Source organism: Kitasatospora sp. NPDC038210 (assembly GCF_055600605.1).
The window spans coordinates 684,603-698,221 of sequence record NZ_JBVJYK010000001.1 but is presented as its reverse complement, the minus strand read 5'-3'; the positions used below and the strand labels follow the sequence as shown (position 1 = coordinate 698,221).

Below are 13,619 nucleotides of genomic sequence, written 5' to 3'. Positions count from 1 at the left end.
TCGGTCAGGGCGTGTCGGACGGCTCCAGCGGCAGGGCCATCTCCAGGATCCGCGCCGACGTGTCCAGCACGTAGGGCGTCTCGCCGCCGGTGTACGCGAACCCGCGCCGCAGGTAGAAGGCCGCGGCGCGGGGGTTCGCCTCGTGCACGCCGAGCAGCACGACGTCGGCGCCCCGGCCGCGCGCCCAGGCGAGGACCGCGTCCAGCATGGCGTCGGCGACGCCGCGCTCGCGGCCGCGGTGCGCCGGGTCCACCCAGACGCCGATCAGGTCGACGGCGTCGGCCCGGTCCTTGCTGGCGGTCGACAGCATGGTGCCGACCCACTCCCCCTCCGGGTCGACCGCGACCAGGCCGACCTTGTCGGGCTCGTTGACCCAGTCCGTCCGGGCCCGCCAGTTGCCCTCGCCCTGGTAGCTCGCGTACTCGTGGGTCTCGCCGAACGCCATGGGAGTGTCGAGGAGTTGGGCGAGGCGTACCTTCCGCAGCTGCTGCCAGTCCTCGCGGCCGATCCGCTCGATCCGGTACTGCACGTTCTCCCCCGTCAGCCCGACGCGTCACACGACGCTGCCTCCGCCACCGGTGGTCACCGGTGGCGGAGGCAGGATAGCCGTCTCGCGGACTACGGCTTGATGCGGACCACCTGCGGGTCGTGGTCGCTCGCCTGCTGGGCGAACTCGGAGTTGATGTGCACCACGTCGTACTTGGCGTAGCCGACCTCGGGGCTGACCAGGATGTGGTCCAGCACCTGCGAGTTGCCCTGGTAGACGTAGGAGTACTGCTCGGTCTCCGGCAGCTCGTTCACCAGGTCGCGCAGCACGCCGCCCTTGGTGAGCGCGGCCAGCGCGGGCGAGAACTGGTAGTCGTTGAAGTCGCCGAGGGAGACGACCTTGGCCTCCTTGTCGGCGGCCAGCAGCTGGGCGACGAAGGCCTGCTCGACGGTGGCCTGCTTGAGCCGCTGCACCTCGGAGCTGCGGGTCGGCTGCTGGAACCGGCTGTCGATGCCCTGGTCGCCGCCCTTGCTGTTGAAGTGGTTGGCGATCACGAAGACCTTCTGGCCGCGGAAGACGAACTGGCCGACCAGCGGCTTGCGGCTGTTGGCCCACGCGTCGTCGTTCGGCTCGATGCGGCCGGGGGAGGCGGTCAGCGCGGTGGCGTCGCCGGTGCCGGTGACGCCGACGGCGGTGGTGGTGCCGCCGCCCGCGATGTCGGTGAAGGAGACCCGCTGCGGGTTGAACAGGAAGACCTGGCGGATGTTGCCGCCGGGCTCGCCGCCGTCCTTGCCGTCCTGCGGGTCGATCGAGCGCCAGTCGTAGGCCGGGCCGCCGGCCGCCTTGATCGCGGCGATGAACTTGGCGACGGTCTGGCTCGCGTCGACGGTGCCGTCGTTCTTGGAGCCGTTGTCGTCCTGGATCTCCTCCAGGGCGACGACGTCGGGCGAGCGCAGGTTGGTGACGATGCCCTGGGCCAGCTCGGCGAACTTGGAGTCCGGGTTGTTCGGGGCAAGGTTCTCCACGTTGTACGTGGCGAGGGTGAGTTCGCGGTCGCTCGCCTGGGCGGTGACCTCGCGCTGGAGGTGGTTGTCCTTCAGGGTGCCCATGGTGCCGGCGACGAGGGTGTAGCCGCCGAAGTTGTTGTAGTCCAGCGGGCCGGTGGTGGTGCCGGTCAGCTCGTCGCCGACGTTGGCCACCGGGAAGGGCTGCTGGGAGACCGGGGCGAGCTGCTGGATCATCAGGCGGCCGACGTTGGGCTCGCGGTAGGACTCGTACAGGACGCCGCCGCGCTTGCTGCGCTGGTCCTGGCGGTCGGCGGCGACCCACAGCTCGTTGTACTTGTCGGTCGCCTGGATCACCCGGACGTCCTTGACCTGGACGAGCATGCCCTCCAGGGACTCGTAGAAGTCCAGGGTGTACTTCTCCGGGTCGAGCTTGCCGCCCTCGATGGTGCCGTCGGCGCCGGCCGCCGGGGAGTACGTGCCGGGGATGTTGCGGGTGTCGACGACGACCGGGGCGGGCAGCGGGTTGCCGGAGGAGACGACGGTGATGCCGGGGGCGGAGATCTCGGTGACGGACTGCGAGCCGCCGGAGAGGCTCGGGTAGTACTCGGTGATCTTGCCGCTCACCAGCACCGAGTCGCCGACCTTGACGGTCGGGTTGCCGCCGGTGAAGACGAAGATGCCCTCGCTGGTGGCCGGGTCGGCGTCCGGGTTCGGGTCCTGGATCCAGAAGCCCTTGGAACTGCCGTACGCGCGCACGCCGGTGACGGTGCCGGGCACGCCGGTGACGGGCTTGCCGGCCTGCGGGGATATCCGGGTGGTGCCCTGGATGTCGTGGATCCGCAGCGGGCCGGCCTCGGTCGGGGCGGGGGTGGCCGCGCCGGCGGCGTTGGCCACCGGGAGCGGGACGAGCACCAGCGACGCGGCCAGCGAGGCCGGGACGAGCGCGGCGCGCAGCAGGGTCCGACGCGGGCGGGGTGCGGGGGCAGTGGTCACCTGGGCAGGGCTCCTAGCTCCGCCGTGCGGCACGGTCGGTGGCACGGCGGTCCGGGCGGAGGCGCGCTCGAAGCGCGCGCTACTCGCGTAGAGACAGAGCAGGGGACGGACGGCCGCCCCCCGCGGCGCCCCTCAAGATACGCGCGTAGAAAATGCCCCGACAAGACCTCGTCGGTGAACTGTCGGTTCTGCCCGGGTGACTTGACCGCCGGTCAGTCCAGCGTGCTCACAGCCCGCTCCCAGCGGACTCCCAGGAAGACTCGATGCGCTCGACGACCAGCTCGCACAGCTCGTGGGTGCGCAGCGCGTCGTGGGCGTCGAGGGTCCTGCCGGTGCGGACGGCGTCGAGGAACGCGAGCACGCACTGCTCGATGCCGCGCTGCCGGGCGACCGGCACCCAGTCCCCGCGGCGGCGGACGGTGGGCTGGCCGCGGTGGTCGATCACCTCGGCGAGGTTGTGCACCTCGCGCTTGGAGTCGCCGCCGGAGACCTCCAGCACCTCCTCGGTCGAGCCGGAGAGCCGGTTCATGATCCCCAGCGCGGTGAAGCCCTGCCCGGCGAGGGTGAGCACCACGTGCTCCACCAGGCCGTCCCGCACCCGCGAGCGGACGTCCACGTGCTCGATCTCGCCGGGGGCGAGGAAGCGGAGCACGTCCACCACGTGGATGAAGTCGTCGTAGACGAGGGTGCGGGCCTCCTCGGGCAGGCCCTCCCGGTTCTTCTGCAGCACGATGAGGTCGCGCGGGCGCTCCTTGGCCTGGACGTAGCCGGGCGCGTGGCGCCGGTTGAAGCCGACCATCAGCGAGCGGCCCGTACGGTCGGCGAGGTCGACCAGCCGGCGCGAGCCGTCCACGGTGTAGTCCAGCGGCTTGTCCACGTACACGTCCACACCGGCCGTCAGCAACTGCTCCACGATCGGCACGTGCTGGCTGGTCGCGGCATGGACGAACGCCGCCCGGATCCCGCTCCCGATCAGCTCCCCCAGATCGGTGAAGCGCTTCTCCGGGGCGATCCGGTGCGCGTCCCCGATCCGGTCCAGCTTCGCCGCGTCCCGGGTCATCAGGCGCAGGTCCAGCCCCGGCAGGGCGGTCAGGACCGGAAGGTAGGCCTTCTGCGCGATGTCACCGAGCCCGATGACCCCCACCGGAAGCAGGCCGTCAGGAACAGAGGTCGTACTCATCGGATTCTCCACACACGCGCGCCGACACCGTCACCCACCACCCTATGCACCCGCTCCCGTGCTCCACCAACCCGTCAGCGGGGCGGGATGATGCCGGTCAGCCAGGTGAAGGTCGGGACGACCAGCGGCTTCCAGGTCGAGGTCAGGTGCGCCCCGGTGGTCTCGAAGGGGGTGACGGTGGTCGGGCTCTTCGCCGCGTGCTGGAGGGCGGTCGCGTCCTCCAGCCCGTCGCCCCGCTTGCCGGTCACGTAGAGCGCGACGTTCGGCGGGGTCGCGGCGTGGGTGAGGATGTTGAGCGGGTTGGCGCTCTCGCGCAGCTTCGGGTCCTTGGCGGTCAGCGAATTCGGCTCGGCCGCCGGGTCGTTGTAGCCGGACATGCTGATCGCGGCGCGGTAGCGGTTGGGGTGGGAGAGCGCGAGGCGCAGGGCGCAGTGGGCACCGGCCGAGTAGCCGGACAGGGCCCAGCGGTCCGCGGTGGTGTCGGCCCGGAAGTTGTCGACGATCATCTGCGGGACGTCCCGCGAGAGCCAGGTGTCGGCGTTGACCTTGCCCGGGACGTCGGCGCACCCGGTGTCGGCCTTGCCGAGCGTGACGCGCGGCGCGACCAGGATGAACGGCGTCACCTGACCGGACTTCATCAGCGGTTCGAGCTGCTTCGTCGCCTCCATGGCGTCGCCGAACCAGGCGCTGGAGGACCCGGGGAACCCGACGAGCAGTTCGACCACCGGGAAGGTCTTGTCCTTGAAGGCCGGGTCGTCGTACTGCGGCGGCGTCCAGACCAGCACCTCGCCGTCGACTCCGGAGAGCCTGCCCTTGAGGTCGGCCTGCTTCACGTTCCTGGGCACCGCGTCCGAGTCGGGCGCGTGGAAGGCCTGCGGCACCTTCGCCGCGGGGCTGCCGGACGGGCCACCGGGGGCGCCGGCCAGGCCCTCGTCCTTCGGGGGCACCGGCACGGACCGGACGTGGCTGGAGGTGCCCAGCAGGTCGCCCCAGCTGTCGTAGAGCTGGTTCTCGTCGTTGACGACCATGAAGACCAAGGCCACGGCGGTGAACTGACAGAGCAGCACCGTGCCGAGGTACGAGAGCGCGCGCAGCGGCGTGCGCCGCCCCTCCACCGTTCGGGCCGGCCCGAAGATGCGTCCTCTGCCCAGCCACTGTGCCATGGCCAGCGCCAGGGAGGCGCCGAACAAGGCGATGGTGAGGACGAGGACGGGAGTGCCAGTCAGGTTCATTGCGTACGTGCCCGGTTTCTGTGCCGTCCGGGCCCGTGTGCCCGGTCGCACGGGAGACGGCTCGGAACGGCTGTTCGGTTGCCCCTTCCTGGAAGGTTCCTGGGAGCAGCCGTCCGTCACGGTCGGCCCCGGGGTCGAGGCCGCGGCCGAACCCGGGGGCGAGCGCGGTCGCCGCGACGGCTCAGGCGGCCAGCAGGGACTCCGCGATGCCGCGGGCGCGCCAGGCGGCGTCCGGGGTGCCCTCACGCAGGGCGGTGACGATGGCGCCGTCCATCAGCAGCGCGAACTCCCGGGCGCGGGAGGCCGGTTCGGGGATGTCGGCGTTCCGCATGAGCTGCTCCACCAGTTCGACGACGCGCCGCTTGTGCAGCGCCGCCATCTCGCGGGCCGGGCTGGCGGGGTCGGCGATCTCGGTCATCGTGTTGATCGCGACGCAGCCGCGGTAGTCCTGCGCCGCGAACCGTTCGGCGAGCGCGTCGAAGACGTGCAGCGGGTGGCCGCCGTGGGCCGCGACCCGCTCGGCGAGCCAGGCCCGGAACCGTTCGTCACGGCCCTCCAGGACCGCCGTCACCAGGGCCTCCTTGCCGGCGAAGTGCCGGTAGAAGGACGCCCGGCCGACACCGGACTCGGACAGGATGCGCTCCACCCCGACCGCGTGGATCCCGTTGGCGTAGAAGAGGGACTCTGCCGTGTTCAGCAGGCGCGCCCGTGCATTGACTGCCATGCCACCGATCCTAACCAGCCTTGACGCCAAACGGCACCGATCGGTACCGTTTTCGGCGTCAGAACGGAACCGATCGGTACCGTTTCACCGGGACAGTCGTACAGCGGGGGGACGCATGAACGAGGACTGGGCCGAGGCCGGTGTCGAACTGGTCGACGGCTACACGGTGATGAACGGCGACGGCCGGGTGGTCTCCTCGGTGCCCCGGGCGCTGGTGTCGTTCCAGGGCGGGTTCGTCAAGCTGCGGATCCCCGGCACCGGGACGGTGCAGGTGGTCTCCGCCCCCGCCGTCCGGCTGATCACCCTCACCACCTGGTGACCCCGGCGGTCGGACACCCGACCGCCCCCACGGACCGGCGGCTGCACGGCCGCCCGCGCCGGGACGCCACGCCACCTGCACACGGCGCGGCCGCCCGACCCGGGACGCCGAGCAGCCGCACAGGCCTTTCCCGACCCCCGCGTCGTCCCACCAGCCCGCGGGCCCGGCGCTACGCGCCCGCGGCGGCCGCCTCGGCGAGGGCGTCGAGGACCGGGCGGATCAGCGGGTGCCCGTCGGCGCCGGCCCGGACGGCGGCGAAGACCCTGCGGGTGGCGAGCTCGCTGTCCACCGGGCGGACCGCCACCCGGGAGAGGTCCACCCCGCGCAGCGCCGAGCGCGGGACGAGGGCGACCCCGGCGCCCGCCGAGGCCAGCGCCACCACGGCACGGAAGTCGTCGGAGGAGTGCAGCAGCCGGGGCTGGAACCCGGCGTTCTCGCAGGCCAGCAGGACCACGTCGTGGCAGGGGTTGCCCGGGTAGGGGCCGATCCAGGGCTCGTCGGCGAGCTCGGCGACGACGAGCGGGCCGGACTCGCCGGCCAGCCGGTGGCCGAGCGGCAGGACGGCCTCGAAGGGCTCGGCGTACAGCGGCACCCGGGTCAGCCGGGCGTCGTCGGCGCGCGGTGCGCCGCGGTACTCGACGGCCACCGCGAGGTCGGCCCGGCCGTCCAGGACCATCGGCAGGCTGGCGTCGCCCTCCGCGTCCAGCACCTTGAGCCGCACGCCCGGCGCGCGCTCGCCGAGCAGCCCGATGGCGGGGGCGAGCACCAGCCCGATGCCGGTGGCGAAGGAGGCGACGGTGACCTCCCCGGAGACGCCCGCGCTGTAGGCGGCGAGGTCGGCCTCGGCCCGCTCCAGCTGGGCGAGCACGACGTCGGCGTGGCCGAGCAGGATCTCCCCGGCGGCGGTCAGCCGCACGCCGCGGCCCTCGCGGGCGAGCAGGTGGTGCCCGGTCTCCTGCTCCAGGGCGGCCAGCTGCTGGGAGACCGCGGAGGGGGTCAGGTAGAGGGCGGCCGCCGCGGCGGTCACGGTGCGGTGGTCCGCCACGGCCCGCAGGGTCCGCAGCCGTCGTGCGTCGATCACAGGCCAATTCTGCCAGCGCGGCGGAGTGGACCGGGCGCCCCGGACCGAACCCGGCACATCGGACCGACCCGGGCGCAGCGGCCGCGCGCAGCGAGCAGCCTCCCCGAACCACCGCAGCGGACCGGCACCGCCCAGCGCAGCGGACCGGCACCGCCCGCACGGCCCGCTTCCGGCCGGAGGTACAGCCGGTGGCGTATTTCCGGACGAGATCGCTTCCGTTCGTTGACCACCGGCGCCGCCCGGCGCTTGGCTCGTGCCGGACCGGGCCGCGGGGGTCGAGCGGGCCCGGCGCCGACATCTGGGGAGGATGATCGATGACCACCGCACGCACCCGTCTCCGACTGGCCCGCACCGCCTGTGTCCTGGCCGTCGTGACCGCGGTCGGCGCCGCGATGCCCGCCGCCGAGGCCCGGCCGCCCAAGGGCGACACCGCCCGGGTCAGCGAGGGGCCCGAGGGCGAGGGGCTCGACCGCGAGTCCCTCGCGCTCGGTCTGAGCGGCGACGGCCGTCTCGCCCTGTTCTCGTCCTCGGCGAGCAACCTGCTGCCCGGCGGCGCGGGCGCCGGCGGCGACGTCTACGTCCGCGACCTGCGCAACGGGCACCTCCAGCGGGTCAGCGTCACCGACGACGGCGCCTCGCTGGACGCGGGCACCGGCGAGGCGGCGATCAGCGGCGACGGCCGGTACGTGGCGTTCGCCACCGCCGCGACCAACCTGCTGCCCGGGCTGCCGAAGCACGCCGGCGACGTCTACCTCCGGGACCTGTGGACCGGCCGCACCGAGCTGGTCACCGCCGCCGACGGCACCTCCGGCACCGGCGACGACCAGAGCACCCGCAGCGCCCACGACCCGGCGGTCAGCTGGGACGGGCGCTACGTGACCTACTCCTCCGACCGCACCGACCTCGCCCCCGGCGTGCGCCGCGGCAAGTCCAACGTCTTCGTCACCGACCGCTGGACCCACACCACCGAGGTGGTCTCCACCGGCGCCGACGGCAGCCCGGCCGACAACAGCTCCTACAGCCCGACGATCAGCGCCGACGGCAGCCGGATCGCGTTCAACTCCCGGGCGGGCAACCTGCTCCCGTCGGCCGAGACGCCACCGGCCGCCGACGCCACGACCGCCGACGCCGCGGCGGCCGGCACCCCCGAGGAACCCGACGCCACCCGCACGCCCGCCCGCACAGCCACCGCAGGCGCGAGCCCCCGGCTCGCCGGGCTGCGCGCCTACCCGGACTACGTGTGGGACGCCCGCACCGGCAGGATCACCGGCGCCAGCCTCGACGAGAGCGGGGCCTTGCAGGGCGGCGGCGCGGACGGGCAGATCAGCCCCTCCGGCCGGTACGTCGTCTACAACCTCTTCCAGCCGGGCGGCCGCCCCGGCTCGCACGGCCGGCACTCGGACGTCTTCCTGCACGAGCTGGCCACCGGCAAGGTCACCAAGGTCAGCACCCCGCCGCCCGGCACCACCGACCTCAGGGACTCCTTCAACGCCACGATGACCCTCGACGACCGGGTCTTCTTCGCCTCCGACGCCGATGGCCTGGTGCCGGGCGACACCAACGAGCAGACCGACATCTTCCGCTACGACCCGCGGACCGGGCGCACCGACCGCGTCTCCCTCACCCGGGACGACACGCAGAGCACCGCCTCGTCCTACTTCCCGAGGGTCGACGCCTTCGGCACGACGCTGCTGTTCACCGCCGACGACGGCAACCTCGTCCCGGGCGACGACAACCAGAACGCGGACGTCTTCCGGCGCCTGCTCTGAGATGGCCTGATCCGTTGCCCCCGATGGCCTGACTGCCGTGCGGTTTACGTCCGTTGACGTACTTTTCCGCCGAGATCACCCGGGGGCGTTGACCGCCGTTCCCTCCCGGCGATTGGCTCTCCCCGAGCCCGTCGCCGGGAGGGAGCCCGGCGCAGCGCCGCATCCCAGGGGAGGGCAACGCCCATGTCCGGCACCACCCGCACCACCCGCACCGCCTCCGGCACCCGCACCACCCGCACCCGCCGGTCGGCCGGCGCCGCCGGCCTCCTGGCGGCCGCCGCCGTGCTGGCCGCGACCGCCGCCCCGGCCCAGGCCGCGCCCGCGCCGCTCGGCACCGTCCAGGTCAGCGTCGGGGTGAACGGCGCGGCGCCGGACAACCAGTCCCAGAGCAAGGGGATCAGCGCCGACGGCCGCTACGCCCTGTTCACCTCGTGGGCCACGAACCTGGTGGAGCAGCCCGCGAAGAGCGCCCGCGACGCCTACGTCCGCGACCTGCGTACCGGCCGCACCGAGCGGGTCAACCTGGCCGACGACGGCTCGGCACTGAACGGCTTCACCGACTACGCCGCGATCAACGCCGACGGCCGCTACGTCGCCTTCGAGAGCGACGCCGAGAACGTGCTGCCGGGCATGCAGGTCCAGGGGCGCACCGAGGTGTACGTCCGTGACCGCAGGACCGGCCGCACCGAGCTGGTCAGCGGCGGGCTCACCAGCGGCGACACCGACCGGTTCCACGCCTCGTACGCGCCCTCGATCAGTGCGGACGGCCGCTACGTCGCCTTCGTGTCCGCCCGGACCGACCTCGTCCCCGGCCTCGTTCCCGACCGCGTCCCCGACCGCGTCCCCGGCCTGGGGGCCGACGCCCCCTCGCTCGCCCGGCCGTACACCTGGGACCACAACATCTACGTCACCGACCGCTGGACGGGCAGGACCCGCCTGGTCTCCCTCGGCGTGGACGGCAAGCCGGGCGACAGCATGTCCCTCAACCCGACGATCAGCGCGGACGGCCGCACCGTCGGCTTCACCTCCTTCGCGTCCAACCTGGTTCCCGCCGGACAGTCCCCCGCGGCCCGGGCCGCCACCGCACCGGCGGCCACCGCCGACGTCGGGCCGGCCCCGGGCACCGCCCCGGCCCTGCCCCGCAGCGCCCGCGAGGGCCTGACCGCCCCGAACCTGGCCCTGCCGACCACCGGCGCCTACTACGCGTACGACGTGGACTCCGGCCGCATCTCCGCCGCCAGCCTCGACCTCGACGGCAAGCTCGGCTTCGCGAGCTTCGACGCGACGATCAGCCCGGACGGGCGGCGCGCGGTCTACGCCCTGCCCGAGCCCGGCGGGTCGACCAACGGCCACCGGTACCACCTGGTGCTGTACGTCCGGGACCTCCGGAAGGGCACCGTGACGAAGGTCAGCGGCGGCCTGCCCGGCACCACCTCGGTCGGCACCTCCGACCACGGCAGCATCACCGCCGACAACCGCTGGATCTACTTCTCCTCCGCCGCCGACAACCTGGTGGCCGGCCCGCAGCACCCGGGCCGGGAGGTCTACCGCCAGGACCTGCGCACCGGCCGCACCGAGCGGGTCGCCACCGCTCCGGACGGCTCGTTCGGCAACGGCTCCTCGACGGACCCCTTCGTGGACGCCGCGGGCGACGCCGTGGTCTTCGGCTCGACCAGCGGCAACCTGGTCACCGGCACCGCCGGCCCGGCGACCGCGGACGCTCAGGTCTTCGCCCGCACCTCCGGCCACCACGGCGACGACGACGACCGGGGGCAGGACCGGGGCCAGGGCCAGGACGACGACTGACCCCCGCGGAGCACGGAGCCTCCCGGGCCGGGCCCGGGAACCGCGAACGGGGGCGGGACGGCGGCCTGGCCGGCGTCCCGCCCCCGTCACGGGAGGGTGGGGCAGGTGGTTGGGGGCCGTGCGGCGGAGAGGCATCGACGCGCCTCCGCCGCACGGCTGTCATGAGCCCGCGGGCCGGTCCGGTTCCGAGCGGACCGGCCCGCGGGCAGTCTGTGCGGGCCCCTGCCGGGCCCACAGGGGTGCGGCTCCCGGGGTGCCGCACGCACCCGGGCACCGCCCCGGGGTGCTACTCGCCCATCGCGGCGCGCGCGTCCACGAAGGCCGCGACGGCGCGCTCGACGTCCTCGGTGGAGTGCGCCGCGGACAGCTGGACCCGGATCCGGGCCTGGCCGTGCGGGACGACCGGGTAGGAGAACCCGATCACGTACACGCCGCGCTCCAGCAGCAGCTCGGCGAGCTTGCCGGCCTTTGCCGCGTCGCCGATCATCACCGGGGCGATCGGGTGGTCGCCGGGCAGGATCTCGAAGCCGGCCTCGGTCATCTTCGTGCGGAACAGCGCGGTGTTGGCCGCCAGCCGCTCGCGCAGCTCGTTGGACTGCTCGACGAGGTCGAGCACCTTCAGCGAGGCGGCCGCGATCACCGGGGCGAGCGAGTTGGAGAACAGGTACGGGCGGGAGCGCTGGCGCAGCAGGGCGACGATCTCCCGGCGGGCGGCGACGTAGCCGCCGGACGCGCCGCCGAGGGCCTTGCCGAGGGTGCCGGTGATGATGTCCACGCGGTCCATCACGCCGTGCAGTTCGGGGGTGCCGCGGCCGCCCGCGCCGACGAAACCGACGGCGTGCGAGTCGTCCACCATGACCATGGCGCCGTAGCGGTCGGCCAGGTCGCAGATCTCCCGCAGCGGAGCGACGTAGCCGTCCATCGAGAAGACGCCGTCGGTGACGATCAGGCGGCGGCGGGCGTCCTGGGTGTCCTGGAGCTGCTTCTCCAGGTCGGCCATGTCGCGGTTGGCGTAGCGGTGGCGGCGGGCCTTGCTGAGCCGGATGCCGTCGATGATGCTCGCGTGGTTCAGCGCGTCGGAGATGACGGCGTCGTTCGCGTCGAGCAGGGTCTCGAAGACACCGCCGTTGGCGTCGAAGCACGAGGAGTAGAGGATCGTGTCCTCCTGGCCGAGGAACGCCGAGAGGCGGTCCTCCAGCTCCTTGTGGACGTCCTGGGTGCCGCAGATGAAGCGGACCGAGGCCATGCCGTAGCCCCAGCGGTCCAGGGCGTCCTTGGCGGCGGCCAGCACCTCGGGGTGGTCGGCCAGGCCGAGGTAGTTGTTGGCGCAGAAGTTCAGCACCTCGCCCGGCTTGCCGCCGCCGGTGACGGTGACCGCGGCGCTCTGCGGGGTGCCGATCACCCGCTCGGGCTTGAACAGGCCGGCCTCGCGGATCTCGTCGAGGGTGGCGGCGACGTCGGCGCGCACGTTGTCGAACACAACAGGCTCCTTTTGCGTGGGCGGGGTGGCTCAGGCGGTCCAGTCGAGGATGATCTTGCCGCAGTTGCCGCTCGCGGCGTCGTCGAACGCGGCCTCGAAGTCGGTGGCGGCGTAACGACCGGTGATCACCGGGCTGAGGTCCAGGCCGCCCTCCAGCAGCACGGACATCGCGTACCAGGTCTCGAACATCTCGCGGCCGTAGATGCCCTTGATGGTGATCATCGAGGTGACGACCGAGGCCCAGTCCACCGGGAACTGCTCGGCGGGCAGGCCGAGCATGGCGATCTTCCCGCCGTGGGTCATGTTGGCGATCATCGACTGCATCGCCTCGGGGCGGCCGGACATCTCCAGGCCGACGTCGAAGCCCTCGCGCAGGCCGAGCTTCTGCTGGCCCTCCTCGATGGTGTGCTCGGCGACGTTGAGCGCCAGCGTCACACCGACCTCGCGGGCCAGGTCGAGGCGGTACGGGGAGACGTCGGTGATCATCACGTTGCGGGCGCCGGCGTGCTTGGCGACGGCGGCGGCCATGATGCCGATCGGGCCGGCGCCGGTGACCAGCACGTCCTCGCCGACCAGCGGGAAGGACAGCGCGGTGTGCACGGCGTTGCCGAACGGGTCGAAGATCGCGGCCACGTCCAGGTCGACCGGCACCCGGTGCACCCAGACGTTGGAGGCTGGCAGCGCCACGTACTCGGCGAAGGCGCCGTCGCGGTTGACGCCCAGGCCGACGGTGTTGCGGCACAGGTGACGACGGCCGGCCAGGCAGTTGCGGCACTTGCCGCAGACCAGGTGGCCCTCGCCGCTGACCAGGTCGCCGATCGCGATGTCCGCGACGCCGGCGCCGAGCTCGGCGACCTCGCCGACGAACTCGTGGCCGAGCACCAGGGGGGTCCGGATGGTCTGCTGCGCCCAGCCGTCCCACTTGCGGATGTGCAGGTCGGTGCCGCAGATGCCGGTCCGCAGCACCTTGATCAGCACCTCGCCGGGGCCGATCTCGGGCTTCGGGACATCGATCATCCAGAGGCCGGGCTCGGCCTGCTGCTTGACGAGTGCCTTCACGGGCGGCGGCTCCTGACGTGCGGGGGGACGGCCTTCGGGGGTCGGGCAGGCCGGGGCGGCCCGGTTCGGCCGGTCCTGACGGACGCACTCCGGGCAGGCAGAAATCTGCCTGGTGGGAGGGGGTGCGGTCCATCGAGGAATTCTTAACGGCGGCCACAGCTGGGCTGAACGATCGTGCCCGAGCAGCGGCCGACGGCGGGTGCGGCGTGCCGGTGCTCACCCTTCCGGCCGAGCGCGGAGCTCCCCGCACGACACCAACCGACGCGTGGGTCGCGGTACTTGACAGCGCCTGAGCGCCGGCGAAACCACCGCCCCGCCACTCGGGTGGGGTTTGGTCCGTTCGGGCCAGCCCGGCCGCAGCCGACGCGCGGGCGTTCGAGTGCGGTGCTTACGGTGGCGACGCTTCCCCGCGGCCCCGTGGAGCAGCGCTCCGGGCCCGGGCCCCGTCGCCGCGGAGGACCGCCCGGAGGACCACCCAGAGA

11 protein-coding genes are annotated in these 13,619 nt (G+C 73.1%); 3 read left to right on the top strand and 8 right to left on the bottom strand.

Annotated elements, in window-relative coordinates; genetic code table 11:
• Nucleotides 1-4: 4 nt before the first annotated feature.
• From ACZ7KX_RS02815 to ACZ7KX_RS02795, 5 genes are all read right to left on the bottom strand, one after another.
• Nucleotides 5-529 carry a GNAT family N-acetyltransferase gene (locus tag ACZ7KX_RS02815; RefSeq protein WP_470324938.1) on the bottom strand — a complete coding sequence of 175 codons (525 nt, stop codon included), beginning with the start codon at nucleotides 527-529 and terminating at the stop codon, nucleotides 5-7.
• 89 nt (nucleotides 530-618) lie between these two features.
• Complete coding sequence (locus tag ACZ7KX_RS02810) at nucleotides 619-2,487, bottom strand: endonuclease/exonuclease/phosphatase family protein (protein ID WP_470324937.1); 1,869 nt, start codon at nucleotides 2,485-2,487, stop codon at nucleotides 619-621.
• A gap of 226 nt (nucleotides 2,488-2,713) precedes the next feature.
• Nucleotides 2,714-3,667, bottom strand: a complete 954-nt coding sequence (locus ACZ7KX_RS02805; RefSeq protein WP_396550795.1) for a Gfo/Idh/MocA family protein — start codon at nucleotides 3,665-3,667, stop codon at nucleotides 2,714-2,716.
• Nucleotides 3,668-3,741: 74 nt separating this feature from the next.
• Nucleotides 3,742-4,899 (bottom strand): alpha/beta hydrolase, encoded by a 1,158-nt coding sequence (locus ACZ7KX_RS02800; protein ID WP_470324936.1) that lies wholly within the window; start codon nucleotides 4,897-4,899, stop codon nucleotides 3,742-3,744.
• A gap of 181 nt (nucleotides 4,900-5,080) precedes the next feature.
• Complete coding sequence (locus tag ACZ7KX_RS02795) at nucleotides 5,081-5,623, bottom strand: TetR/AcrR family transcriptional regulator (protein WP_350525768.1); 543 nt, start codon at nucleotides 5,621-5,623, stop codon at nucleotides 5,081-5,083.
• Between the two features lie 115 nt (nucleotides 5,624-5,738).
• On the opposite strand from ACZ7KX_RS02795, the gene ACZ7KX_RS02790 reads away from it, so the two are divergent.
• Nucleotides 5,739-5,942 carry a hypothetical protein gene (locus tag ACZ7KX_RS02790; protein ID WP_470324935.1) on the top strand — a complete coding sequence of 68 codons (204 nt, stop codon included), beginning with the start codon at nucleotides 5,739-5,741 and terminating at the stop codon, nucleotides 5,940-5,942.
• Nucleotides 5,943-6,111: 169 nt separating this feature from the next.
• Here ACZ7KX_RS02790 and ACZ7KX_RS02785 read toward each other — a convergent pair whose 3' ends face one another.
• Entirely contained in the window at nucleotides 6,112-7,023 is a 912-nt protein-coding gene (locus ACZ7KX_RS02785) for a LysR family transcriptional regulator (protein ID WP_470324934.1), read from the bottom strand.
• A 314-nt stretch (nucleotides 7,024-7,337) separates the two neighbouring features.
• Here ACZ7KX_RS02785 and ACZ7KX_RS02780 point away from each other — a divergent pair, with 314 nt between their 5' ends.
• Complete coding sequence (locus ACZ7KX_RS02780; RefSeq protein WP_470324933.1) at nucleotides 7,338-8,792, top strand: TolB family protein; 1,455 nt, start codon at nucleotides 7,338-7,340, stop codon at nucleotides 8,790-8,792.
• A 183-nt stretch (nucleotides 8,793-8,975) separates the two neighbouring features.
• Complete coding sequence (locus tag ACZ7KX_RS02775; RefSeq protein WP_470324932.1) at nucleotides 8,976-10,598, top strand: TolB family protein; 1,623 nt, start codon at nucleotides 8,976-8,978, stop codon at nucleotides 10,596-10,598.
• Between the two features lie 286 nt (nucleotides 10,599-10,884).
• On the opposite strand, the gene ACZ7KX_RS02770 is transcribed toward ACZ7KX_RS02775, so the two are convergent.
• Nucleotides 10,885-12,078 (bottom strand): glycine C-acetyltransferase, encoded by a 1,194-nt coding sequence (locus ACZ7KX_RS02770; RefSeq protein ID WP_470324931.1) that lies wholly within the window; start codon nucleotides 12,076-12,078, stop codon nucleotides 10,885-10,887.
• Between the two features lie 30 nt (nucleotides 12,079-12,108).
• Nucleotides 12,109-13,137 (bottom strand): L-threonine 3-dehydrogenase, encoded by a 1,029-nt coding sequence (gene tdh / locus ACZ7KX_RS02765; RefSeq protein ID WP_350525762.1) that lies wholly within the window; start codon nucleotides 13,135-13,137, stop codon nucleotides 12,109-12,111.
• Nucleotides 13,138-13,619: the final 482 nt, after the last annotated feature.

Bases quoted from the DNA above. Each gene is read 5' to 3' on its own strand.
- ACZ7KX_RS02780 (WP_470324933.1), top strand. From the start codon at position 7,338: ATGACCACCGCACGCACCCGTCTCCGACTGGCCCGCACCGCCTGTGTC.
- ACZ7KX_RS02775 (WP_470324932.1), top strand. From the start codon at position 8,976: ATGTCCGGCACCACCCGCACCACCCGCACCGCCTCCGGCACCCGCACC.
- ACZ7KX_RS02790 (WP_470324935.1), top strand. From the start codon at position 5,739: ATGAACGAGGACTGGGCCGAGGCCGGTGTCGAACTGGTCGACGGCTAC.
- ACZ7KX_RS02800 (WP_470324936.1), bottom strand. From the start codon at position 4,899: ATGAACCTGACTGGCACTCCCGTCCTCGTCCTCACCATCGCCTTGTTC.
- ACZ7KX_RS02795 (WP_350525768.1), bottom strand. From the start codon at position 5,623: ATGGCAGTCAATGCACGGGCGCGCCTGCTGAACACGGCAGAGTCCCTC.
- ACZ7KX_RS02805 (WP_396550795.1), bottom strand. From the start codon at position 3,667: ATGAGTACGACCTCTGTTCCTGACGGCCTGCTTCCGGTGGGGGTCATC.